The sequence below is a fragment of the Streptomyces sp. R28 genome (genome assembly GCF_041052385.1).
Classification (GTDB): Bacteria; Actinomycetota; Actinomycetes; order Streptomycetales; family Streptomycetaceae; genus Streptomyces.
Genome location: NZ_CP163439.1, coordinates 4,856,426 through 4,878,181, shown reverse-complemented (window position 1 = coordinate 4,878,181; position 21,756 = coordinate 4,856,426). Strand labels below are relative to the sequence as shown.

The window sequence follows — 21,756 nt, the reverse complement described above, 5'->3', positions numbered from 1 at the left end:
GCGGCTCTCTTCAACTTCGGTGTGTTGACATACCTACGGTCTATCGACGATGCCGATGTGCCAGCGCCTCGTAGGAGGCGGCCAACGCCGGCGCCGCCGTCTCGTACGTCCGCTGAGCAACCCCCACGAACAGACAGTCCACCACAAGCAGCTGACTGGTCCGGGACGACATCGCCGCGGGGCGCAACTCGCTCTCGCGCGCCGTGGACGTCGTCAGGATGTGATCGGCGTACTGAGTGACGGGCCCGTCCGGGCGGCCGGTGATGGCGACCGTCGTCGCCCCGCGCTCGAAAGCGACCCGCAGCGGCTCGATGACGTCCCCGGTCGACCCGGAGTGCGTGATGGCGATCGCCACGTCACCCGCACGGAGCTGCACGGCGTTCGTCACGGCGAGGTGCGGATCGCTGTGCGCGTGGGCTATCAGCCCTATGCGCAGGAGCTTCTGCGTGAGGTCCTGTGCGACCAGCCCGGACGCCCCGACGCCGTACACGTCGATACGGCGGGCCGTCGCGGTGGCCGACACCGCCGCTCCCAGCTGGCCCGTGTCGAGGCCGGCGGCCGTGTCGGCGAGGGTCTGCTGCTCGTCGTAGGCGAGTTTCGCCACCACGTCGGCGATGGGGTCGTCCACCGCGATGTCGGTCGTTATGGCGGGGGCGCGGCCCGACTGCTGCTGGGCGGCGAGGCCGGCGAGGGCGAGACGCAGGTCGCGGTAGCCGGGGTAGCCGAGGAGGCGGGCGGTGCGCACGACCGTCGCCTCGCTGGTGCCGGTGAGTTCGGCGAGACCGGTGACGGTGAGGGCCGCGCAGCCCGCCGGGTCGCCCGCGACCGCTTCGGCGACGCGCTGCATGGAGCGGGTCATCGACGGGGCGAGCGTGCGCACCTTGGCCGCGAGGGCGGCGGGGGCGGGCGGGGGTCCGGCCGGGGGTCCGGCCGGGCTCGACCCGGATCCTCGGCTGCCGCTGCCGCTGCCGAAACTTTCCTTCACTCTCTGGGGCACGTATGAAAGATATTTTCGGCTCGGCGTCCGGGTCAAGAGTGCGCACAATAGGTCCATGGAACCCATCAGTCCGCTGGAGCAGGCGCTGCACGCCGCCCGCGCCCTTGTGCTCGCCGACCTGGTCGCGGGCAAGGTCGCCGAGGCGGACGTCGTGTCGCTGGTAGAGGAGTCGGTCGTACAGAGGCGCTGGTGGGTGGAGCAGTGGCCGCAAGGCGTGGAGTACGTGGCCGGGCTGGTCGCCCAGGACGTGCAGGACGCGCTGCTGGAACGGCGGGGCCGCTGGCCGCTGTGCCCGGTGTGCCGCACCGGTGACCCGCATGCGCTGGAAGTCGAGCCGGAGTTGGGGCCCGATCCGCACTGGGTGTGCCACCAGGCGGGGGTGAAGGTCGCGGCGGTGGGGGCGCTCGGGCTGTCCGGCCCGGGCGGGGCGGCGTCCTCGTGAGACGCGCGACGTCGTGACGATCTATATCGACCCGCCGACCTGGCCGGGGCACGGCCGGATGTGGTCGCACCTCGTGAGTGACGTGTCGTACGACGAACTGCACGCGTTCGCCGAGGAGTTGGGCGTGCCGCGGCGGGCCTTCGAGCGGGATCACTACGACATCCCGTCGCATCGGTACGCCGATGTGGTGCGCGCGGGTGCCGTGGAGGTCAGCAGCCGTGAGGTGGTGCGGTTGCTGACGGGGGCGGGGTTGCGGAGGCCGAAGGGGCGGGCGGCCGGCTAGCGCCCCCTCGGCCTCGCGCGCAGTGCTCCCGGCTAGGCGAACTGGCCGGGCTGGTAGCTGCCCGCGGGCTGCTGGATCATGACGTTCAGCCGGTTGAAGGTGTTGATCATGGCGATCAGGATCACCAGGGCGCCGAGCTGTTCCTCGTCGTAGTGCTTGGCGGCGTTCTCCCAGATCTCGTCCGGGACCCCACCGGCGCCGTCCGCGATGCGGGTGCCCTGCTCGGTGAGTTCCAGGGCGGCGCGCTCGGCCTCGGTGAAGCAGGTGGCCTCCCGCCAGGCAGCGACCAGATTGAGGCGCAGCCAGTCCTCGCCGGCGGCCACCGCATCCTTGCTGTGCATGTCGGTGCAGGCGCCGCAGCCGTTGATCTGGCTGGCCCGGAGCGTCACAAGGTGCTGGGTGCTGAGCGGCAGCGGCGAGTTCTGCACCACCTTGCCGGCCGCCCCGAAGTGCTTGATGACCTTGCCGGCGATCGGGTTCTCGAAGAGGTTCAAGCGGGCGTTCATGGCCAACTCCCTTGCCGTTGTCGTCGGGTTACGCAGATATGACGGAACGGCCGGGCGGGATGTGACATGAGCGAACGTGACGTGGGTCACGCGTGCGCGGCCCGGCGCATGGGATACCAGGTGTCCCCGGACGGCCGGGGCGGATCCGACAGGTTCCAGCTCCACGAGAGCGTCGGCGTGATGCGCAGGTAGTGACCGGGGCCCACCATGCCGACCCGTTCCACGGGACCGTCCGCGACGCCGTACACCCGGATGCCGCGGGCGACGAACGGCTCGAGGGAGAGCAGGTCGTCCACGACGAAGGCCACCTTGTCGCGGCCGTGGGCGACGTTGCGGAACTTGCGGGTGCCGAGGACCTCCGCGCGGGGGCCGCCGACCCAGAAGTGGGTCCCGTCGAACTCCAGGGCCACCGGGACCACGTCGGGCTGCTCGTCCGCGCAGAGGCTGGCGAGGCGGGCGAGCGGGTTCGTGGTGAGGTAGGCGATCTCCTCGTCGGTGAACGACATGGCGGCTCCCTACGGTGGTGCGGGTCGGCTCCGCCCCAGGCTAGGCCGCCGTGGGCCGCCCCTCGCGGACGTAGAGCCGGAGCGTCGGGTCCATGTCGTGCCCCTCCTGTGCCGCCCGCTCCTCCTCGACCGTCGCCCGCACATACCCGGCGCGCGAGGCCACGCCCTGCGACGGGAGGTTGTCGGCGTCGACGATGGCACAGAGGAGTTGTACGTCGTCCCTGGCCAGGGCCCACTCCGACAGTGCGTCCAGCGCCTCGCTCGCGTAACCGCGGCCACGGGCGCCCTCCACGAGGTCGTAGCCGACCTCCGCGCGGCCCTCCTCGTCGGGGACGCCGTGGAAGCCCATGCCGCCGACCGTGAGGTCGTCCTCCTTGCGTACGAGGACGAACAGGCCGAACTCGGGACGGTGCACGCCCGTCTCGTAGGCCTTCACCATCATCCCGGCCGCCTCCCTCGTCCCCTCGAAGGGACCGCCCACGACCCAGGTGAACCCGCCGTCGCCGCCCGCACTCAGGTCGGCGGCGGCCGCCGGGGTGACGCCCTGGAGGGTCAGGCGCTCGGTGGGGATGACGAGGTTGTTGCGCCAGCGCCACTCGGTGACCGGCGCGCGGCCGGGCAGGTCGCCGCGGCCGGTGGCCCACAGCAGGGTGCGCCAGTGGTCGGGGCCGGGCTGGACGTGCGGGAAGATCCGGGTGAGGACGAACTCGGGGAGTTCGGCGGGCGGTTCGTACGTCAGGCCCAGGCCCTCGGCGATGTCGTGCGTGTGGAGGAGGAGCTCCGCGACGCCCATCGTGGCGAAGCCCTCGCGGTTCGCGCTGCGGAACGGGTACGGGTGGAAGCCGCGCACCTCGGGGGGTGTGGTGCGGATGGTGGCGGTGAGGAGGGCGCCGGTCGTCTCGATGACGTGGATCAGGCCGTGGTTGTCGGTGCCGTCTTCGAGAGTGATCTCGAAGGGGACCCAGTCGTCCTGGGCGCGGCCCGCCAACTGGCCGGCGTACGCGATGAGATCCTCGGCGATGTGGAACGCCGTCTCGTGGCAGTCCCACTCCATCCGCCCCGCCGTGACGGCCGACCAGTCCCGGTCCGCCACCGTTCGCAGCAGCGTCACGCAGCTCGCCACGGCCTGTTGTACGCGTTCCCCGCTTATGTCTCGCATGCCGTGCAGGCTACGGCGGCGGCCTGGTCAGAGCGACAGCATTTCCAGCTCGGAGGAGAGGTTGTAGCGGGCGGTGGCCGCCCACTTCTGCTGGCCGTACGGAGTGCTGAACAGGCTTGGCAGGGCGAGGAGTTGACGCAGGATCGCGGCGCGGCCCTCGCGGAAGGCGTCGTTCGGGACGAAGTGGTACTCCTCGCGGACGGCGGCCGTGTAGGCGGCGTACGCGGAGGGCGGGGCGGCGAGGATCGCGAGGTCGGCGTCGCACAGGACCTGGCCGTCGCGGTCGTCCGGCGTCGGGGCGTGGCTGGTGGTGAGGCGGACGAGGCGGGCCACCTCGGCGGTCCGCTCCGCGGGGACACCGGCCTCCGGCAGGGCGCGTTCGGCGAGGCGGGCGGAGCGCTCCTCGTTCTCCGAGCGGTCGGGGAGGTACACGGCGTCGTGGAACCAGGCGGCGAGGCGTACGACGTCCGGGTCGTCGGCGTGGTCGGCCAGCTCGTCGATGTGGTCCAGGACCGCGGTGAGGTGGGTGAGCGTGTGGTAGTGGCGCTGTGGTTCCTGCCAGCGGGCGAGCAGGTTGTCGGCGTACGGGGCCGGGTCGGGGGTGGTGGCGGGGGAGCGGGTCGCGTCGAGGGCTCGGGCGAAACGGGTGCGGAGGGCGTCGAGATCGGCCATGGAGTCATTCTCCCGGGCAGGCGCCCTGCCCCCTAGCGTGGACGCCATGACTTCTGCTGACGTGTACGACGTACGGGATCCCGAGCTGCCGGGGCGGCTGCTGGTCGTCGAGCGGGACGCGCTGGTTCCGCTGTTGCGGGCGAGGTCGGAGGCGGACTTCGCGCTGCCGACCGCCGCGTGTCCGGGGTGGTCGGTGCGGGATGTGCTGGCGCACTGCTCGGCCGCGTTGATGCGGGTGGTGGAGAACCGGTTCGAGGAGGGCGTCTTCTCGCCCGAGTCCAACGACCGGGACATCGCCGAGCGGGCCGACTGGACCGGCGCACGGGTCGTCGACGAGCTGGAGCGCGGGATGACGGAGGCCGGGCCGGTGATTGCCAAGGCGAGCGGGGTGCTGGACGTGATTGCGCTGGGGGAGTGGGTGCACGCGGGTGATGTACGGGACGTGCTCGGGGAGCCGGGGGCGTACGCCGGGCCCGGGTTGCCGGACGCGCTGCGGCTGCTGGCGTGGCTCACCCGGGAGCGGCGGCATGTGCCCCTGCATGCCGACCTGGACGACGTCGACGAGCCCCTGCGCCTGGGCGACCCGGCGGCCCCGCACCCACCGGGGCGGTACATCGGGGACGCCGCCACCCTCGTACGGCTGTATGCGGGGCGGCCGGTGGAGGGGGCGTCCTATGAGCTGGCGGGGGTGGAGGCGGGGGAGCTGAACATCTTCCGCTGACCCTGCGGATCCTCGGGCGGGCCTCCACCACGTACGCTTGGATTGGACTAGACCTGTAGCCGCCGTCGAATGCCGAGGAATGGGGTCCCATGAGCGAGCGTGCAGTCCTGGAGGTGATCGCCCTCGGCGTCGAGGACGCGGTCGCCGCCCAGGCCGGGGGTGCGGACCGGCTCGAACTGGTCACCGACATGGCCGCCGACGGGCTCACCCCGCCCGTCGAGACCTTCGCCGGGATCCGTGCCGCCGTCGACATCGATCTGCGCGTGATGCTGCGGCTGGCGGACGGGTTCGCGGCGGGGGATCCCGACCGGCTGGTGCGGACGGCGCGGGAGATGCGGGACGCCGGGGCCGAGGAGTTCGTGCTCGGGTTCCTCGATGCCGACGGTGGGGTGGACCTCGGCGCCGTCGAGCGGGTGGTGGGCGAGCTGGACGGGTGCCGGTGGACCTTCCACCGGGCCATCGACCGGGCCGCCGACCGGGACGCGCTGCGTAAGCAGCTGGACGGGATGCCGGGGCTGGACACGTATCTCACCGCAGGGTCGGCGGTGGGCGTGGATGACGGGCTCCCCACGCTGGTCGCCGAGGCGGGGAAGGGCGGGGAGCCCGGGTACGAGCAGCAGATCCTGGTGGGGGGCGGGCTGAGCCTCGACCATGTGCCGAGGCTGCTGGCCGCCGGGATCGACGCGTTCCACATCGGCGGGGCGGCGAGGCCGGACGGCTGGGACGGTCCGGTTTCCGTCGCCGCCGTGGCGCAGTGGCGGGCTGTGCTGGACGAGGTATCCCATCCGTAGATCACCTCAGAGCGTGATCTACTTCCCGTCTCCACTGTTGATCAACATGAGCTGAGGCCATGACCGAACACTGCTGCGACGCGATGACCAGCCGAGTGAACTGGCACTGCGACCGGCACGACGACCCCGCCGCCTGCCCGGACGCCCTGATCCGATTCAGTGCCAGGTTCCAGGAGTACGGCCTGCTCATCCATGATGGCGGCACATCCAGCATCGGGATCGACTTCTGTCCCTGGTGTGGACGGCGCCTGCCCGCGTCGCAGCGGGATCGGTGGTTCGACGAACTGGAGAGCCGGGGGATCGATCCGTGGGAGGACGAGATCCCTGCCGAGTTCCAGGACGGGAGCTGGCTCGCCGCAGCGCGTCACGAGCGATGAACCAGCACCCCGCGGCTCCCTCCCCGGGGCCTCAGCCCAGCTGAGCCGGCAGCGTCGCCGCGTGCGCCACGATCAACCCCGACACCGCTCGCGTCAGGGCGACGTACAACCGCCGCAGCCCCGTCCGCTCGTCCGGCTCCCCGTCCACCACCGCCTGCGGCTCGTCCAGGACGACGTAGTCGTACTCCAGACCCTTCGCGAGCGACGCCGGGACCAGCGTCAGGCGGGTCTGCCGGGTCGTCTCCTCACCCGGGGCCAGGTAGCTGACCCCCGCCGCCGTGAGCGCCTCCGACAGGGCCGGGATCCGGGCGTCCGCGGCGATCAGGCCGATCGAGCCCTCGTTGCGCAGCAACTCCTCGCACGCGGCGACGACTTCGGCCGTCTCCGACACTCCACGGACCTCGAAGAACCCCGGGTTCTCGCGGATCGACACCACCGGCGTCAGGCCCGGTGCGATGTGGGGCAGGAGGCGGGAGGCGTACGCGATGACGTCCGTCGGGACGCGGAAGCCGGCCGTCAGCTCCTCGATGACGCCCTCCGACTTGCCGAGGTGGGCCAGCGCCTCGTCCCAACTCCGTGTCGCCCAGGGGGTCGTACCCTGCGCCAGGTCGCCGAGGACCGTCGCCGAACCGGTCGTACAGCGACGGCCCACGGCCCGGTACTGCATGGGCGAGAGGTCCTGCGCCTCGTCGAGGACGACATGGCCGAGGGAGGGCGTGCGCGCGACGATGTCGTTCGTCTCGTCGATCAGCACGGCGTCGGCGAGGGACCACTTGGCCGACTTGACGCTCCTCGCCGGCTTCGCCCACAGGATCGTCTTCTGCTCGTCCTCGCTCAGCAGCCCCTGCGCGTGTACGGCGAGGAAGTCCGCGTCCGCGAGCAGGCGCAGGACGAGTTTCGCCGGGTCGACCTGCGGCCAGATCGCCTTGACGGCGGCCTTCACCGCGCTGTTGCGGGCCACCGCGTCCTGCACCCGGTCGTCCGGCGCCTCGCCCGACCGCTCCATCTGCACCAGCACGGCGTGCGCGATGCGCTGCGGGAGGGCCTCGCGGGCGGCGCCGTAGCGGATGTCGCGGGCCAGCAACTCGCTGACGATCTCCTCGACTTCGTACGGCGGGACGCGCCAGCGGCGGGATCCGCGTACGACGACCACCGCCTCCGTCGGCATGGTCACATGGGCGTAGACGGCGCGCCGCAGCACCTCCGCCATCCTCGCGTCGCCCTTGATCACCGCGGCCGCCGCGTCGTCCGTGCCGCGTACCTCGACGTGCGCGACGAGGTCATCCAGCGTCGCCTGGTGGACCGTCAACTCGCCCAGCGCGGGGAGGACTTGCTCGATGTAGTGCAGGAAGGACTTGTTCGGCCCGATGACGAGCGTGCCGGTGCGGGCGAGCCGCTCGCGGTGGGCGTAGAGGAGATAGGCGACCCGGTGCAGGCCCACCGCCGTCTTCCCGGTGCCGGGGCCGCCCTGCACACACACGGTCCCGCCGAGCCCGGACCGTACGATCTCGTCCTGCTCCGGCTGGATCGTCGCCACGATGTCGCGCATCGGTCCGACGCGCGGGCGCTCGATCTCCTGCTGGAGCAGCTTGCTGGTCTGCGCCGCCTCCGCCGGGTCGGAGAGGTGCTCGTCCTCGTACGCCGTGAGGTCACCGCCGGTGTAACCGAAGCGGCGGCGCAGCCCGATGTCCAACGGGTCCTTCTTGGACGCCCGGTAGAAGGGCTGGGACACCGGCGCCCGCCAGTCGATGACCATCGGGTCGCCCCCGGCGTCGTGCACATGCCGGCGCCCGATGTAGAAGCGCTCGCCCTCCGCGCCTTCCGCCTCCTCGGCGCCGGGTGCGTGCAGATAGTCGAGCCGGCCGAAGAACAGCGGGGTGTCGCTGAGGTCGGCCAGGGCCTTGATGCGCTCGTCGATCTGGCGGCTGAGGACTTCGGCGTTGACCCAGTTCGCGGTGACGTCGCTGATGTCGAGGGACTCGACGTCCTCCCGCATGGAGCGCAGGGCGGCGCGGGAGGAGGCGAGGTGGGAGCGCTCTCGGAAGAGCGGGTCGAGGGGGTCGTCGACGGGCGTGGCCAAGGGGGTGCCTCCGGGGGGACCTACAGGTAGGTGATCGAGAGAGCCGACCGGTTTCCGTCCGGGCGGCGGCACTCCACGGGGGAGGCGGGCAAGAGCGGAGATTTTAGGTGAGCGGGGAGGGCGAGCGCCACCGAGTATTTCGCGCCCTGTCCGCCCCCCCCCGGGATTCCACCCCGGATCCGGGGGCGGCATCCACACCGGCATCCACACCGGTATCCACACCGGATTTCCGACCCGTGTTCGGCCTGGCTTCCGCCCCACGTCGGGCCCGGATTTCCGCCCCGTGTTCCGTCCCCTAGGGGACGCGGCCCTACTCCCTGAGGGGAAGGGGTCCGTCGGGAGGTGTACGGCGGTGGTACGCGGCTTGGGACCGTAGGCCGATGCGGTCTTTATGCCCGCGAATCCATCATGGAGACATGAGCGCAGCAACCATCAACCCAGCCCCCGTGGGTCCCCGCGGAGCGACAGCGCTCCAGGGGAGTCACCACCGTCATCGCATCGGCGAAGCCCTGCGCGCCGTCAAGGTGTTCGCAGGCGCCGCCTTCGACGTGGTCGTTCTCGGCGAGTACGGCGAGGAGGCGGGCGTCCGCCACAAGTGACCGTCTAGGGTCACCGCGTGACCCGCCGATCACGTTCCGCAACTCCCTGTCTCCTGCTCGTCGTTTCCGGCCTCTCCCTGGCGACCTTCACGGCCCTCTGCCTCCACCAGCGCATCCCGATGGCCGACGCACTGGTCTACCGGGCGGAAGGACAGGCGGTCCTGCGCGGCGGCGACGACCTCTACGGCTTCACCGTCACCGAGTGGCAGCTCCCCGCCACCTACCCGCCCTTCGCGGCCCTCCTCTTCGTCCCGGCGACACTGATCCCGGTGACGGCCCTCAAGGCGACCTTCCTGGCGGGCAACGCGCTCCTGCTCGCCGTACTCGTCCACCTCTCCGCCCGGCTGTCGGGCCTGGCGAGGACCCGCCTCCCGCGCCGAACCGCCCTGTGCGCCGCCACGGCCGCGGCCCTCTGGCTGGAGCCGGTCTTCCAGACCCTGCTCTTCGGCCAGATCAACCTCGCCCTGGCCTGTCTGGTCCTGTGGGACCTCACCCGGCCGTCGGGCGCCCGCTTCAGGGGCGCCGCCGTGGGGATCGCGGCCGGGGTCAAGCTGACGCCGGCGATCTTCATCGGGTACCTGCTGCTGCGTGGGCGGCACCGAGAGGCGGGGACGGCGACGGTGGCCTGCGCCGGGACGGTCGCGCTCGGGGCCGCCGTCCTCCCCGCCGCGAGCCTCGACTTCTGGACCCGCCGCCTCTACGAGACGGAGCGCGTGGGCAAGGCCTGGATCGTCGACAACCAGTCGCTGCAGGGGCTGATCACCCGCGCCCTCGGCGACCCGGCACCGGGCCCGGCGGTCTGGGCGCTGCCTTGCGCGGCGGTCGCGCTCACCGGCCTGTGGCTGGCCGCGCGAGCCGCCGAGGACCGCCACGCGATCCTCCTGACGGCGTTCACGGCGCTGCTCGTCTCACCGATCAGCTGGTCCCACCACTGGGTGTGGTGCGTGCCGCTGATCGCCGTGCTCCTGGCGGAGCGCCGTACGCGTACGGCCGCACTCGTGGCCCTCGTCTTCACCGCCCGCACGATGTGGCTGCTGCCGCACGAGGGGGACCTGGACCTGCGACTGCCCTGGTGGCAGCAGCCGTTGGCGTCGCCGTACCCGTTGCTGGTGGTGCCGCTGGTGCTGTTGCTGCCGACGGCTGAGTACGTGATCACCCGGCGGATGAGTACGCGCACCGGTGCCCCGGTCCTTGCCGGACCGGTTCACTGCTCGCATGACGACACAGCACATCGCGGCACAGCCCCCGGCCCGGGCGGACGTGGCTGAGCGGGACTCCAGGGCCTGGATCGCGCCGCTCGTCGCGACGATCCTCCTGGCGTTCCTGGGCCCCGCCGCGCTGCTCTTCGGCGGGCTCTCCGCCATGGCGACGGACAGCTGCGGTCCCGACGACTGCTCGCCGGCGCTCAACACGCAGCTGTCCGTGATCTACGGAACCCTCACCTTCGGCACCCTGCCCACGCTCGCGGCCTGGATCACGGCATGGGCACTCCCCTGGCAGCGCCGCTGGTCGGCCTGGCGCACCGGCGCCGCGATCACCACCCTGCTGCCGCCGCTCTTCGTACTGCTGCTGGTGTTCACGCTGCCTGCGCCCTGAGGGGGCGGTGCGCTCTGAGGGGGCGGTGCGCTCCAGCGGGGCCGCGTGCCCCGAGCCGGGCCGCGGGGGTGGGGCCGCGGGGCGTGTGGAGGGGAGCGCGGGTTGTGTGGACGGAAGCGCGGGTCGTGGCTGGTGCCGTGCCTCCGGCCCCCGTGGATTGTGCGTCCGACCTCGCGAGCCGTGCGGACGGGGCCTCGGGTCGTGCGGTCGGCACCCGTGGGTTGTGTGGACGGGTGCGTGGGTTGCGGCCGGTCTCGTGGGGTGTGCGTCCGGTCTCGCGGGGTGTGAGGACGGGGCGCGGTCGTGTGTCCGGCCCCGTGGACCGCGCGTCCGACCGTCGTGGGTGGTGCGTCCGGTCCGCAGGTGTGGGGACCGGAGTGCCGGTCCCGCGCGGCCCCATGGGTTGTGCGCTCGGTCCCGCGGGTCGTGTGGGCGGACCCGGGGGTCGTATGTCCGAGCCCGCGGGTCGTGTGGGCGGACCCGGGGGTCGTATGTCCGAGCCCGGGGGTCGTGTGTCCGGGCCCGGGGTCGTGTGTCCGGGCCCGGAGATCGTGTGGGCAAGAGGCCAGCCGTGTGGCTGTCGTGTGGGGCGGGCCCGTCAGCTCTCGGCCAGGAGTTCGTCCGCGTCCATGATCCGGTACGCGTACCCCTGCTCCGCCAGGAAGCGCTGGCGGTGGGCGGCGAAGTCCTGGTCGATCGTGTCGCGGGCGACGACCGAGTAGAAGTGGGCCTTGTGGCCGTCGGCCTTGGGACGCAGGACGCGGCCGAGGCGCTGGGCCTCCTCCTGGCGGGAGCCGAAGGTGCCGGAGACCTGGACGGCGACGGTCGCCTCCGGCAGGTCGATGGAGAAGTTGGCGACCTTGGACACGACGAGGACGCTGATCTCGCCCTCCCGGAAGGCGTTGAAGAGCTTCTCGCGCTGGGCGTTGGAGGTCTCGCCCTTGATCACCGGGGCGTTCAGATGCTCGCCCAGTTCGTCGAGTTGGTCGATGTACTGGCCGATGACCAGGATCTGCTGCCCGGCGAAGCGACGGACGATGGCCTCCGTGACCTTCCGCTTGGTGTCGGTCGTCGCGCAGAAGCGGTACTTCTCCTCGGTCTCGGCGGTGGCGTACGCGAGCCGCTCGGCGTCCGTCAGATTGACCCGCACCTCCACACAGTCCGCCGGCGCGATGTAGCCCTGCGCCTCGATCTCCTTCCAGGGAGCGTCGAACCGCTTGGGCCCGATGAGCGAGAAGACGTCGGACTCGCGCCCGTCCTCCCGCACGAGGGTCGCGGTGAGCCCGAGCCGCCGCCGGGCCTGAAGATCGGCGGTGAACTTGAAGACGGGCGCGGGCAGCAGATGCACCTCGTCGTAGACGATCAGCCCCCAGTCCCGGGAGTCGAACAGCTCCAGGTGCGGATAGACACCCTTCCGCTTGGTGGTGAGTACCTGATACGTGGCGATGGTGACGGGCCGGATCTCCTTCCGCGTCCCGCTGTACTCACCGATCTCCTCCTCGGTCAGCGACGTCCGCTTCATCAGCTCGTGCTTCCACTGCCGGGCGGAGACGGTGTTGGTGACGAGGATGAGCGTCGTCGACTTGGCCTGAGCCATGGACCCGGCGCCGACCAGGGTCTTCCCAGCCCCACAGGGCAGGACCACGACCCCGCTGCCGCCGTGCCAGAAGTTCTCCACGGCCTGCTTCTGATACGGCCGCAGCGCCCACCCGTCCTCGGCCAGCTCGATCGGATGCGCCTCGCCGTCGACGTACCCCGCGAGATCCTCGGCGGGCCAGCCCAGCTTCAGCAGGGTCTGCTTGATCTGCCCTCGCTCGGAGGGATGGACGACGACGGTGTCCGGGTCGATACGGGCACCGACCAGGGGCGCGATCCGCTTGGAGCGGAGCACCTCCTCCAGGACCGGACGGTCGGTGCTCGTCAGGACCAGCCCGTGGGCCGGGTGCTTGCTCAGGGTCAGGCGGCCGTACCGGTCCATCGTCTCGGCGATGTCGACCAGCAGCGCGTGCGGCACCGGATAGCGGCTGTACTGCACCAGCGCGTCCACGACCTGCTCGGCGTCGTGCCCCGCCGCGCGCGCGTTCCACAGCCCCAGCGGCGTCACCCGGTACGTGTGGATGTGCTCCGGCGCCCGCTCCAGCTCCGCGAACGGCGCGATGGCCCGACGGCAGTCGTCGGCCTGCTCGTGGTCGACTTCCAGGAGCAGGGTCTTGTCGGACTGGACGATCAGTGGACCATTCACGCGCGGCAACCTTTCCATGCGGCCGGACGGCGCGACCAAACGTCCAGTGTGCCTGATCCTTCCCCAGGTCGGGACGGTCGGCGCCTCCGGTCCTACAGGATGTCTATTCAGTCCTGTGGGTGGTTCGGTTGAGCTGTTCGGCGGTGGCTTCCGAAGAATGGCGGATCGTGACGACCACGACAATCGGTTACGCCCTGTTCGCCACTCGCTGGCTCCAGGCCCCGCTGTACTTCGGCCTGGTGGCTGCCCAGGGCGTGTACGTCTACAAATTCTTCTACGAGCTGTGGACCTTACTGGTCCGGTGCGTGAGCGGGCAGGCGACCGAGACGTACGTGATGCTGGCGGTGCTGAAGCTGGTCGACGTCGTCATGATCGCCAATCTGCTGATCATGGTGATCGTCGGCGGCTATGAGACGTTCGTCTCGCGCATCGGTCTGCAGGGCCACCGTGACCAGCCCGAGTGGCTCTCGCACGTCAACTCCAATGTGCTGAAGGTGAAGCTCGCCACCGCCATCGTGGGCATCTCCTCGGTCCATCTGCTCCAGATGTTCGTGGATGTGCACCACACCTCGCACCACTCACTGCTGTGGGGCACGGTGATCCACATGGCGTTCATCGCCTCGGCGGCGATCCTGGCGTACATGTCGGGGCCGATGGCCGCCCACCGGGCCGATCACGCACCGCACAAGGAGAGCCGGGGGCAGGGAACCGACGCGGCGTCGTCCGCGGCGCCGACGGAAGCGGTGGCCACCGCACGCTCCGTGCCGATCCCCGCCCAGGCGTCCGCCCCGCACGTGGCCGACGACGCCGGCACCGAGGCCCGTGTCCGGGCCGCCGGGTTTCCCGCCCGCAAGCTCCTGGAGGACTTCGACGAGGAGCATCCCCACGCCTTCGACCGGGAGGCCGTGGCCCGGCTCGGCAAGCTGGACTTCGTCGCCGCCCACCGGAACGTGGTCCTGGTCGGCCCGCCCGGCACCGGCAAGACCCATCTGGCCGTCGGCCTCGGCGTGCGCGCCTGTCAGGCCGGCCACTCGGTGCTGTTCGCGACGGCCGCGGAGTGGGCCGCCCGGCTGGCCGGCGCCCTGGACGCCGGCCGGCTCGCCGAGGAGCTCACCGCGCTCGACGACCACGCCCTGCTGATCGTCGACGAGGTCGGCTACACCCCCTTCGACGCGGAGACCGCCGCCCTCTTCTTCCAACTGGTCGCGCACCGCTACGAACGGGCCTCGCTGATCGTGACCAGCGACCGTCCGCTCGGCCGCTGGGACGAGATCTTCGGCGGCCCCTCGGCGCTGGCGATGGTGGACCGGCTGGCCCACCATGCCGAGCTCGTACGGATCGACGGCGACAGCTACCGGATGCGCCGCGCTACTTCAGGATGGGCAGACCGAAGTTGTTGATCAGCGGCCCCTCGATGGTGACGCCCTCGGTGACCAGGGATTCCGTCGCGGGAGCCGGGACAGGCAGTGGTAGGGCGCAGGCCGGTGCCGCAGTGACCGCGGGAGCGATGACGCCGACCACGAGGGCGGCGGCGACGGTGGCGAGGCGGGCGGCGGTGGGACACATGAGACTGGGAGCCTTTCTGATGCCGGTCTGATGCGGGGCGTTGACGCGTTGGTGAGCCGGTCGGGCCGGACCCTGGAACACGGGTCCGGCCCGACGCGTGTGCCGGCGGTGTCAGATCGGGAACTCGATCACCAACCCGGCGACCTCGCCACCGATCGCTGCGGCCTGCGTAGCGAAAGCGCCGATCATGGCGGCGGTGGCGGTCAGCACGGTGGCAATGCGACGAGCAGCACGCATGGGACAAACACCTCTCTGTTGCGCTCACTTGAGAGCGTGATCAGGACACCCGGTGGCTGCCCTGCGCCTCGTGACGCGAAGCGGAAAGGCCCGCAAGGTCCCTCAAGAGTTGGAAAAGCCCGGCGTGGCGTGCATGGAATGCCGCGTACACCCGAACGAGGGGGACCGCCGGATCCGGCCGTCAGGTCTCGTCGTCCGCCAGCTCCGCAACCCCCGTGATCCGGTGCAGCGGATACGTCCGTACCTCGTCCGCGGTGTGGTCGTACGCCGTCACGAAGCCGCCCTCGACCCGTACCGGTGCGACGACCCGCTGACTCGCGGCGCCCTCGGCGTTGACGTACCCGATCCACAGCGCCTCGCCGGTCAGGACGGCGGCCTGCATGGTGGCGAGGGTCTCGGCGGGGGTCGTGCGGGGGAGGTCACCGCCGGTCACCGAAGCCGTGGCTCCGCTCGGCTTGCGCGGAGTCGTGGAGGCGAGGTCGCCCGCGCGGATGGCGCGGATCGCGGCCGCCAGCAGCGTGGCGTCCGGCGTCGGCGGGCCGTCGGGGACCGGCTCGGGGGCCGTGCGCGGTGGGGTGCGGTGGGCGTCGGCGCGGGTGATCAGGACGTCGCCCTCCGCCGACTCGGCGGCCGGGGCGAAGCCCATCGCGCGCAGGCCGTCGAGCAGCGCCGCCGGGTCCGCCTGGGTGGCGAGCACGGTCGGCGCCAGGCGGCGCAGGCGCAGGCCCGCGGCGCGCTTGTCGGCGAGGATCTCGTTCAGCAGCGCGTCGTCGTCGCAGCGGACGTACGCCGAAGCGGCGCCCACCCGCAGATGGCCGTGCTTACGGGCCACGTCGTCGATCAGGTACGCCAGCGGCTGCGGTACCGGCGTACGGGAGTGCTCGGTGAGGAAGGCGTGCAGGTCGGAGGCGCTGCGGCCGGCGTCGAGGGCGCGGCGTACCGAGCCGGGCGTGAAGCGGTAGACCGTCGCGCCGCCCTTCGACTCCACGTCCGCGAGCACGCCCAGCATCTCGGCGAGCGGGCGCTGCAGGGGGCCGGGTGCCACGGCCGTGAGGTCGGCCTGGAGGAGGACGTGGTCGAGCGGCTCGGGCAGGAGCGGGGTGAGGAGGCGGGCGGCGGCCGCGGAGGCGACGGCCTGCTCGGCGGGGGAGAGCGGCTCGGGGGGTGCGGTCGGACGGTGATGGTGGTGCACCGGGAGTTTGTCGCCGGGGCCGACCGGTTCCCCGGCGGCCGGTTCCGGCATCCGCGCGCCCAGCAACGCCCGCCCCTGCGCCGACAGTGCCCCCCGCCCCGTCACCCCCAGCAGCTCCGCCTCGCTCAGCGTCCACCGGGCGAGGCGGCTGCGCAGGTCGTCTTCGTCCTGCTGCGGCCCCCGCAACGGCCGCTCCCAGCGCAGCCGCGCCAGCACCGACTCGGCGGACGGGGACGCCCCCTCCGGCAGCCCGGCGAGCAGGGCCAGCACCCGGTGCCGTACCTCCGGCGCGGCGGAGCGGTCCAGGCCCGGCCCCAGCGCCGACAACGTACGGTCCTTCGCGTCCCGCCCCCCGACCACGCCCGCCGTACGCGTCGCCGACAGCCACGCCTCCGCCAGCCGCACCCAGCGCTGCGCGGAGGGCTGCTCCAGCCACTCGTCGTAGGCGGGCGTCGCCGCGTACCGCTCGTCGGCCTCGCCGTCGGAGGCCAGCAGCCCGGCGGCGTAGGCGAGCTCGACCCAGAACGCGGCCATCGGCTCGGAGACGTCGAGCCCGACGGCGGTCCGCTTGAGGTCGCGCACGCTCAGGCCGCCCGCCCGCAGAACGGTCGGCCCGCCCTCGTCCCAGTCCTTCAGCAGTTCCTCGACGGTCGCCAGCGCCGTGTACGCCTGCCCGGCGGCGGTCCCGTCCACAACCTGTGGACGGTGCGTCGCGGTCGCCTCGACCGGCGGCGGCAGCGGCTCGGTGGTGCGGTGCGCGCGGCCGGCCCGCAGGTGCAGGGCCACCTCGCGGGGGAGGACGACCGTGCCGGGCGCCGTCGGGAGGAGGAGGCCGCGGTCGAGGAGCCAGCGCAGCCGGGGCGCCGGATCGGCGGTGACCTGGCCGTACGGCGGCCCCCAGACCAGCCGGGACAGGACCTCCAGGGACTCCTCCGGGGCGTCGGCGAGCAGGTCCGCCATACGCCGCCGGTCGGCGAACAGCGCGGTGAGCGACGACACCGCGGACACGGCGTCGTGAGTCGTGGCCAGCCCGGCCGTCGTGACGATCTCCTGGATACGGCCCGGCGACATGCCCGCGGTGGCTTCCTGCACGGTCGGGCCCAGGCCGGTGGGGGACGGGTGCTGCGGCGAGGGCGCGAGCAGCTCACGTGCCGTACGGACCAGCCGCAGCCGGTCGTCGGAGCCCCACACCAGGGCCTGGTCGCGTAGGGCCCCGAGAGCGTGCGGCAGGGCGCCGGCGACGGCCTGGTCGCCCTCGTCGCCGGTCATCAGGCCGAGCAGTTCGCCGTACGTCGCCGGGTCCGCCGCCACCGCCAGCGCCTCCGCCGTCTGCAGCGCGAAACGGTCCAGCCGCTCCAGGGCGCGCACCACGGAGGCCCGGGTGCCGGCGCGGGTCGCCAGCTGGGTGAGGTCGGTCGGGACGGGGGTGATGAGGTCTGGGCGGCTGCGCAGGAGTACGGCCAGGGAGACGTCGTCCCGCGCACGGAGGGCTTCCGCGAGGGAACGGGGCGGTGTAGCCGGGTCGCTCATCCTGCCCACGTTAGCGGGTTGCCTCCGGCGGCCGGGCGGACGAGGGCCGGGTGGGGGCCGGTGGGTGCGGACGGGCGGCGCTCCCCCTGCGCTAACGTCCTCCCACGGGGTATCCAACGCACCCACCCCGGAGGGGACTTCGTGGGGATCGAGAGCGACCAGGTCGTCTACGAGTATCTGAGCCGCGTCGGCGACGTGGCTCAGCAGCGCCAGCTGCCGTCGGCCACCCGCATGCGCCTGGTGAACGAGCTGCGCGGCGAGATCGACCGGCGACGCGCGAAGGCCCCCGTCGACAGCCCCGCCGCCGTCCGCCGCATCATCGCCCGTCTCGGCACCCCGGCCGAGGTCGTCGCGGCCGCTGGGGGTCCCCCCTCCGGGGGAGGCAACGCCGCCCCCGCACCCCAGGCGCCGGTCACCTCCGTGCCCGTACAGCCGGACAGCCGGGACAGCCAGGCCCATCAGGCCCACCAGGAACGGCCCAAGGGGCTGCGCCGTCTCGTGCCGCGTCCGCGCCCCGCCGAGGCGCCGGCGGTACTCGACGACGCGCCCCCGCCGCCCCACTTCGCCAGCACGGAGGACCTGGGCGGCAGCGCGACCCGGCCCGACTGGTGGCGGGTGGACAGCAGTCCCTTCGGCCCCGGCGAGGACGTCCCGGGATTCGTCGGCGGCGTCGAGATCCCGGAGATGCTCAGGCGCCCGCCCGCGAAAGCGGAGACGCGGCTCGAGAAGAAGGATCCCGCCGAGGATCCGGCCCTGGCCGACGTGGAGAGGGCCGACGACTCGGAGGCGGAGACCGTCGCTCCCCGTCGCCGTCGCTTCCTGCCGCGCCGCCCGACCCTCCCCAGCGGCCGCTGGAGCAACCCCCTGCTCCTGCTCGCCGCCGCGCTGCTGGTCGCCGGTGCCGTCCTCGGCAACCTCATCGCCCTGCTCCTCGGCTGGCTCATCGCCTGGGGCTCACGGCGGCTGAGCGACGCCGAGACCAAGTGGGCGGTCGTGATCCTGCCCGGCCTCGCGCTCACCGCCGGCGTCGTCTGGCTGTGGGGCCGCACCGAGGGCCGCTGGAGCACCCCCATCGCCGAGGGCCACATGAACGACGCGATCTCCGAGACCTGGCCGTGGGTGCTGCGGGGGGCGGCGGTGGCGTCGGCGCTGTTCATCGTGTGGCGGTCGCAGCGCGAGAAGTAGGCGTCCGCGAGGTGCGGCCCGCGAGGTGGATGCGGATCACGAATGTGGATCACGGACGCGGATCACGGACGCGGATCACATCCATCCGGCGTCTGGCCCTCCGGCCGCCTGGGCACAATGGCCCATATGGCCTCCTCGACCCTGTCCCCGCTCACCGTCGGCTTCGACCTCGACATGACCCTCATCGACTCCCGCCCCGGCATCCACGCCTGCTACACGGCACTGGCCGAGCGGACGGGTACGTATGTCGACGCCGACCTGGCGATCACGCGGCTCGGGCCACCGCTTGAGGAGGAACTGATCAACTGGTTCCCGGCGGAGCAGGTCGCGGCCACCGCCGACCTGTACCGCGAGATGTACCCGACGATCGCCATCGCCGCCACGCCCGCCCTCCCCGGCGCCCGCGAGGCGATCAACGCCGTACGGGACGCGGGCGGGCGCGCGATCGTCGTCACCGCCAAGTACGAGCCGAACGCCAAGCTGCACCTGGAGCACCTCGGCATCCAGCCCGACGCGGTCGTCGGCAACCTGTGGGCCGAGCAGAAGGCGGAGGCCCTGCGCGAGTACGGCGCGAGCGTCTACGTCGGCGACCACCAGGGAGACATCCGCGCCGCGCGCGCGGCCGACGCCCTGTCCGTCACGGTGGCGACCGGACCGTACGGCGCCGATGAACTCGGTGCGCTCGGCGCGGACATCGTCCTCGCGGACCTGACCGAGTTCTCGGACTGGCTCGCCGGCTACCTCGTCGCGCCGCGCGCCTGACGCCGGCCGGCCGCGATCGACCGGAACACCCCCGCGCCGGCGACGAGGAATCCGACGCCCATGAGCATGCTCAGTCCGAACATGAACGTCGGAAATGGCGTCGTACCGAGCAGGAACGGGGCCACCGTGACCAGAGTGGCCACGGCACCGATGAAGAACAGGACCGCTCCGGCACGGATCAGTCGGTCGCCGGGAGCGGCGGAATTCGTTTGGGTTTTGTCACGCACCGGACCAGGGTAGTTCCCTGCGCGAAGGAACAACCGGGCGACGTCTTGTCACCGGCTCCGGGAGCATTAGCCTTGGTAGCGGCGGGTCATGGTCGACCCGCTGTAGTGCTATCAAGAGCCGTTTTCAGAAGCAGTTTTCCGACGAGTACGAGGACGAGGACAGACGTGCCTACCGGCAAGGTCAAGTGGTTCAACAGCGAGAAGGGCTTCGGCTTTCTCTCCCGCGACGACGGCGGTGACGTCTTCGTTCATTCCTCGGTCCTCCCCGCCGGAGTCGAGACACTCAAGCCGGGCCAGCGAGTTGAGTTCGGCGTGGTCGCAGGCCAGCGCGGCGACCAGGCACTCTCGGTCACGGTCCTGGACCCGACCCCGTCGGTCGCGGCCGCCACCCGCAAGAAGCCGGACGAACTGGCTTCCATCGTCCAGGACCTGACGACTCTCCTGGAGAACATCACGCCGATGCTGGAGCGAGGCCGCTACCCCGAGAAGACCGCCGGCAAGAAAATCGCCGGCCTGCTGCGGGCGGTCGCCGACCAGCTCGACGTATAGGTACGTCGGCGACTTAAGGGAATTCCAACGCATCACGGCCGAGGGGCGGCACCAGCCCCTCGGCCGCCGCACGTGTGAGCAGCCCCCGTACCGCGGCATAGCCGTCCTCGCCGAGGTCGGCGGTGAACTCGTTGACGTACAGCCCGATGTGCTGGTCGGCGACGTTCGGGTCCATCTCCTGGGCGTGCCGCATGACGTATGCGCGGGAGGCCTCGGGGTCGTCCCAGGCGGCCCGGACCGACGTACGGATCGAGTCGGCCAGCAGCGTCAGCTTCCGCGCGCCCAGCGCACGCTTGGCGATGATCGCGCCCAGCGGGATGGGCAGCCCGGTGGTGTCCTCCCAGTGCTCGCCCATGTCCGCGAGCTTGTGCAGCCCGTAGTTCTGGTACGTGAAGCGCGCCTCGTGGATGACGAGCCCCGCGTCGACCTTCCCGTCCCGCACGGCGGGCATGATCTCGTGGAACGGCATCACCACGATCTCGCCGACACCGCCGGGGAGCGTGTCGGCCGCCCAGAGCCGGAACAGCAGGTACGCCGTCGACTTCTCGCTCGGCACGGCGACCGTACGGCCGGTGAGGTCCACCCCGGCCTCCCGTGTCAGCACCAGCGGGCCGCAACCCCGGCCCAGCGCGCCGCCGCAAGGCAGCAGGGCGTACTCGCCGAGGACGTACGGCAGCACGGCGTACGACACCTTCAGCACGTCGAACTCGCCGCGCTCGGCCATGCCGTTGGTGATGTCGATGTCGGCGAAGGTGACGTCGAGGGCGGGGGCGCCGGGGACGCGGTCGTGGGCGAGGGCGTCGAAGACGAAGGTGTCGTTCGGGCAGGGGGAGTACGCGATCCGCAAGGGCTGTCGCTGCTGCTGCTCACCGGTCATGCGGGTGCCAACCTTCCAGGACGGGTGCGAGCTTCCCGAAGGCCTCGGTGAGGGCCGCCAGCGCCTCACCGATGCGCCAGGCGGCGCGGTCGCGCGGGCCGACGGGGTTGGAGACCGCGCGCAGCTCCAGCACGGGCGTGCGGTGCGCGGCCGCGGCCTCGGCGACGCCGAAGCCCTCCATGGCCTCGGCGAGGGCGCTGGGGTGCCGCTCGCGCAGCTGTGCGGCGCGGACGGCGGTGCCGGTCACGGTGGAGACGGTGAGGACCGCGCCGGGGCGCGCGCCGGTGGCGGTCGCGACCTCTCGTACGAGTGCTTCGGGAGGACGGTGGGTGACGGTGCCGAAGCCCAGCTCGGTGACGGGCAGGAAGCCGTCGGGGGTCTGCGCGCCGAGGTCGGCGGCGGTGATCTCGTCGGCGACGACGAGGGAGCCGACGGGGGCGTGCGGCGCGAAACCGCCCGCGATGCCGGCCGAGACGACCAGGCCGTACGGGGCGCCTGCGAGGGCGGCCGTGGTGAGGGCCGTCGCGGTGGAGGCGGCGGCGAGGGCGGGGCCCACGCCGGCGGCGATCACGTCGACGCCGGGCGCCTCGATCGCCTGGGCCACCGCGTCCCGCTCAGCCGGGACCGCGGTGGCCACCAGTACACGTACGCCGGACGTGG

25 protein-coding genes are annotated in these 21,756 nt (G+C 72.1%); 12 read left to right on the top strand and 13 right to left on the bottom strand.

Annotated features, from left to right (window positions below; genetic code table 11):
• Positions 1-40 precede the first annotated feature (40 nt).
• Positions 41-997, bottom strand: a complete 957-nt coding sequence (locus tag AB5J49_RS21520) for a MurR/RpiR family transcriptional regulator (RefSeq protein ID WP_369170253.1) — start codon at positions 995-997, stop codon at positions 41-43.
• A gap of 55 nt (positions 998-1,052) precedes the next feature.
• Between AB5J49_RS21520 and AB5J49_RS21515 the strand changes: the two genes are divergently transcribed.
• Positions 1,053-1,439: a hypothetical protein gene (locus tag AB5J49_RS21515; protein ID WP_369170252.1), complete on the top strand. Its 387-nt coding sequence runs from the start codon at positions 1,053-1,055 to the stop codon at positions 1,437-1,439.
• Between the two features lie 13 nt (positions 1,440-1,452).
• Positions 1,453-1,722: a DUF4031 domain-containing protein gene (locus AB5J49_RS21510; RefSeq protein WP_369170251.1), complete on the top strand. Its 270-nt coding sequence runs from the start codon at positions 1,453-1,455 to the stop codon at positions 1,720-1,722.
• A gap of 32 nt (positions 1,723-1,754) precedes the next feature.
• Here the strand turns inward: AB5J49_RS21510 and AB5J49_RS21505 are convergent, their stop codons facing one another.
• From AB5J49_RS21505 to AB5J49_RS21490, 4 genes are all read right to left on the bottom strand, one after another.
• On the bottom strand, positions 1,755-2,228 hold the full coding sequence (locus AB5J49_RS21505; RefSeq protein WP_369170250.1) for a carboxymuconolactone decarboxylase family protein: 474 nt from the start codon (positions 2,226-2,228) through the stop codon (positions 1,755-1,757).
• An 86-nt stretch (positions 2,229-2,314) separates the two neighbouring features.
• Positions 2,315-2,734 carry a PPOX class F420-dependent oxidoreductase gene (locus AB5J49_RS21500; RefSeq protein WP_369170249.1) on the bottom strand — a complete coding sequence of 140 codons (420 nt, stop codon included), beginning with the start codon at positions 2,732-2,734 and terminating at the stop codon, positions 2,315-2,317.
• 40 nt (positions 2,735-2,774) lie between these two features.
• Positions 2,775-3,893 (bottom strand): GNAT family N-acetyltransferase, encoded by a 1,119-nt coding sequence (locus tag AB5J49_RS21495; protein ID WP_369170248.1) that lies wholly within the window; start codon positions 3,891-3,893, stop codon positions 2,775-2,777.
• 27 nt (positions 3,894-3,920) lie between these two features.
• Positions 3,921-4,565, bottom strand: coding sequence for an HD domain-containing protein (locus tag AB5J49_RS21490; RefSeq protein ID WP_369170247.1), 645 nt, complete (start codon positions 4,563-4,565; stop codon positions 3,921-3,923).
• Positions 4,566-4,611: 46 nt separating this feature from the next.
• Between AB5J49_RS21490 and AB5J49_RS21485 the strand changes: the two genes are divergently transcribed.
• The 3 genes from AB5J49_RS21485 (at position 4,612) to AB5J49_RS21475 (ending at position 6,454) form a co-directional block, all read left to right on the top strand.
• Positions 4,612-5,286, top strand: coding sequence for a maleylpyruvate isomerase family mycothiol-dependent enzyme (locus AB5J49_RS21485; protein WP_369170246.1), 675 nt, complete (start codon positions 4,612-4,614; stop codon positions 5,284-5,286).
• A gap of 89 nt (positions 5,287-5,375) precedes the next feature.
• Positions 5,376-6,077, top strand: coding sequence for a copper homeostasis protein CutC (locus AB5J49_RS21480; protein ID WP_369170245.1), 702 nt, complete (start codon positions 5,376-5,378; stop codon positions 6,075-6,077).
• Positions 6,078-6,136: 59 nt separating this feature from the next.
• Entirely contained in the window at positions 6,137-6,454 is a 318-nt protein-coding gene (locus AB5J49_RS21475; RefSeq protein ID WP_369170244.1) for a hypothetical protein, read from the top strand.
• Positions 6,455-6,485: 31 nt separating this feature from the next.
• Here AB5J49_RS21475 and AB5J49_RS21470 read toward each other — a convergent pair whose 3' ends face one another.
• Positions 6,486-8,534, bottom strand: a complete 2,049-nt coding sequence (locus AB5J49_RS21470) for a UvrD-helicase domain-containing protein (protein WP_369170243.1) — start codon at positions 8,532-8,534, stop codon at positions 6,486-6,488.
• A gap of 416 nt (positions 8,535-8,950) precedes the next feature.
• Between AB5J49_RS21470 and AB5J49_RS21465 the strand changes: the two genes are divergently transcribed.
• From AB5J49_RS21465 to AB5J49_RS21455, 3 genes are all read left to right on the top strand, one after another.
• A complete protein-coding gene (locus tag AB5J49_RS21465; protein WP_369170242.1) occupies positions 8,951-9,133 on the top strand; it encodes a hypothetical protein in 183 nt (60 codons plus the stop codon).
• Between the two features lie 119 nt (positions 9,134-9,252).
• The gene (locus AB5J49_RS21460; protein ID WP_369175211.1) at positions 9,253-10,401 is read left to right on the top strand and encodes a glycosyltransferase 87 family protein; all 1,149 of its coding nucleotides are present in this window, start codon (positions 9,253-9,255) and stop codon (positions 10,399-10,401) included.
• Entirely contained in the window at positions 10,349-10,729 is a 381-nt protein-coding gene (locus AB5J49_RS21455; RefSeq protein WP_369170241.1) for a hypothetical protein, read from the top strand. The genes AB5J49_RS21460 and AB5J49_RS21455 overlap by 53 nt, the downstream gene beginning before the upstream one ends.
• Positions 10,730-11,327: 598 nt before the next feature.
• Here the strand turns inward: AB5J49_RS21455 and AB5J49_RS21450 are convergent.
• Positions 11,328-12,971, bottom strand: coding sequence for a DNA repair helicase XPB (locus AB5J49_RS21450; protein WP_369170240.1), 1,644 nt, complete (start codon positions 12,969-12,971; stop codon positions 11,328-11,330).
• Positions 12,972-13,138: 167 nt separating this feature from the next.
• Here AB5J49_RS21450 and istB point away from each other — a divergent pair, with 167 nt between their 5' ends.
• Positions 13,139-14,371: an IS21-like element helper ATPase IstB gene (istB, locus tag AB5J49_RS21445; RefSeq protein ID WP_369170239.1), complete on the top strand. Its 1,233-nt coding sequence runs from the start codon at positions 13,139-13,141 to the stop codon at positions 14,369-14,371.
• On the opposite strand, the gene AB5J49_RS21440 is transcribed toward istB, so the two are convergent.
• The 3 genes from AB5J49_RS21440 to AB5J49_RS21430 all read right to left on the bottom strand — a co-directional run bounded on the left by AB5J49_RS21440 (position 14,340) and on the right by AB5J49_RS21430 (position 17,496).
• A complete protein-coding gene (locus tag AB5J49_RS21440; protein WP_369170238.1) occupies positions 14,340-14,537 on the bottom strand; it encodes a hypothetical protein in 198 nt (65 codons plus the stop codon). The genes istB and AB5J49_RS21440 overlap by 32 nt on opposite strands.
• 111 nt (positions 14,538-14,648) lie before the next feature.
• A complete protein-coding gene (locus AB5J49_RS21435; protein WP_272123792.1) occupies positions 14,649-14,774 on the bottom strand; it encodes a hypothetical protein in 126 nt (41 codons plus the stop codon).
• A 181-nt stretch (positions 14,775-14,955) separates the two neighbouring features.
• Entirely contained in the window at positions 14,956-17,496 is a 2,541-nt protein-coding gene (locus AB5J49_RS21430) for a helicase-associated domain-containing protein (RefSeq protein WP_369170237.1), read from the bottom strand.
• Positions 17,497-17,637: 141 nt separating this feature from the next.
• Here AB5J49_RS21430 and AB5J49_RS21425 point away from each other — a divergent pair, with 141 nt between their 5' ends.
• Both AB5J49_RS21425 and AB5J49_RS21420 read left to right on the top strand, forming a co-directional pair.
• Positions 17,638-18,681, top strand: a complete 1,044-nt coding sequence (locus AB5J49_RS21425) for a hypothetical protein (protein ID WP_369170236.1) — start codon at positions 17,638-17,640, stop codon at positions 18,679-18,681.
• 117 nt (positions 18,682-18,798) lie between these two features.
• Positions 18,799-19,443 carry an HAD family hydrolase gene (locus AB5J49_RS21420; RefSeq protein ID WP_369170235.1) on the top strand — a complete coding sequence of 215 codons (645 nt, stop codon included), beginning with the start codon at positions 18,799-18,801 and terminating at the stop codon, positions 19,441-19,443.
• On the opposite strand, the gene AB5J49_RS21415 is transcribed toward AB5J49_RS21420, so the two are convergent.
• Entirely contained in the window at positions 19,419-19,670 is a 252-nt protein-coding gene (locus AB5J49_RS21415; protein ID WP_369170234.1) for a hypothetical protein, read from the bottom strand. The genes AB5J49_RS21420 and AB5J49_RS21415 overlap by 25 nt on opposite strands.
• A gap of 165 nt (positions 19,671-19,835) precedes the next feature.
• Between AB5J49_RS21415 and AB5J49_RS21410 the strand changes: the two genes are divergently transcribed.
• Positions 19,836-20,219, top strand: coding sequence for a cold-shock protein (locus AB5J49_RS21410; protein WP_058924654.1), 384 nt, complete (start codon positions 19,836-19,838; stop codon positions 20,217-20,219).
• Between the two features lie 13 nt (positions 20,220-20,232).
• Here AB5J49_RS21410 and AB5J49_RS21405 read toward each other — a convergent pair whose 3' ends face one another.
• Together AB5J49_RS21405 and AB5J49_RS21400 are read right to left on the bottom strand one after the other, a co-directional pair.
• Positions 20,233-21,096, bottom strand: coding sequence for a 1,4-dihydroxy-6-naphthoate synthase (locus AB5J49_RS21405; RefSeq protein ID WP_369170233.1), 864 nt, complete (start codon positions 21,094-21,096; stop codon positions 20,233-20,235).
• Positions 21,086-21,733, bottom strand: coding sequence for a futalosine hydrolase (locus tag AB5J49_RS21400; RefSeq protein ID WP_369170232.1), 648 nt, complete (start codon positions 21,731-21,733; stop codon positions 21,086-21,088). Before AB5J49_RS21400 ends, AB5J49_RS21405 begins: the two co-directional genes overlap by 11 nt.
• Positions 21,734-21,756 lie beyond the last annotated feature (23 nt).

Coding starts and splice junctions, on each gene's coding strand:
- AB5J49_RS21480 (WP_369170245.1), top strand. CDS start 5,376: ATGAGCGAGCGTGCAGTCCTGGAGGTGATCGCCCTCGGCGTCGAGGAC.
- AB5J49_RS21495 (WP_369170248.1), bottom strand. CDS start 3,893: ATGCGAGACATAAGCGGGGAACGCGTACAACAGGCCGTGGCGAGCTGC.
- AB5J49_RS21460 (WP_369175211.1), top strand. CDS start 9,253: ATGGCCGACGCACTGGTCTACCGGGCGGAAGGACAGGCGGTCCTGCGC.
- AB5J49_RS21430 (WP_369170237.1), bottom strand. CDS start 17,496: ATGAGCGACCCGGCTACACCGCCCCGTTCCCTCGCGGAAGCCCTCCGT.
- AB5J49_RS21505 (WP_369170250.1), bottom strand. CDS start 2,228: ATGAACGCCCGCTTGAACCTCTTCGAGAACCCGATCGCCGGCAAGGTC.
- AB5J49_RS21515 (WP_369170252.1), top strand. CDS start 1,053: ATGGAACCCATCAGTCCGCTGGAGCAGGCGCTGCACGCCGCCCGCGCC.
- AB5J49_RS21420 (WP_369170235.1), top strand. CDS start 18,799: ATGGCCCATATGGCCTCCTCGACCCTGTCCCCGCTCACCGTCGGCTTC.
- AB5J49_RS21485 (WP_369170246.1), top strand. CDS start 4,612: ATGACTTCTGCTGACGTGTACGACGTACGGGATCCCGAGCTGCCGGGG.
- AB5J49_RS21465 (WP_369170242.1), top strand. CDS start 8,951: ATGAGCGCAGCAACCATCAACCCAGCCCCCGTGGGTCCCCGCGGAGCG.
- AB5J49_RS21435 (WP_272123792.1), bottom strand. CDS start 14,774: ATGCGTGCTGCTCGTCGCATTGCCACCGTGCTGACCGCCACCGCCGCC.
- AB5J49_RS21500 (WP_369170249.1), bottom strand. CDS start 2,734: ATGTCGTTCACCGACGAGGAGATCGCCTACCTCACCACGAACCCGCTC.
- AB5J49_RS21490 (WP_369170247.1), bottom strand. CDS start 4,565: ATGGCCGATCTCGACGCCCTCCGCACCCGTTTCGCCCGAGCCCTCGAC.
- AB5J49_RS21475 (WP_369170244.1), top strand. CDS start 6,137: ATGACCGAACACTGCTGCGACGCGATGACCAGCCGAGTGAACTGGCAC.
- AB5J49_RS21455 (WP_369170241.1), top strand. CDS start 10,349: ATGACGACACAGCACATCGCGGCACAGCCCCCGGCCCGGGCGGACGTG.
- AB5J49_RS21405 (WP_369170233.1), bottom strand. CDS start 21,096: ATGACCGGTGAGCAGCAGCAGCGACAGCCCTTGCGGATCGCGTACTCC.
- AB5J49_RS21440 (WP_369170238.1), bottom strand. CDS start 14,537: ATGTGTCCCACCGCCGCCCGCCTCGCCACCGTCGCCGCCGCCCTCGTG.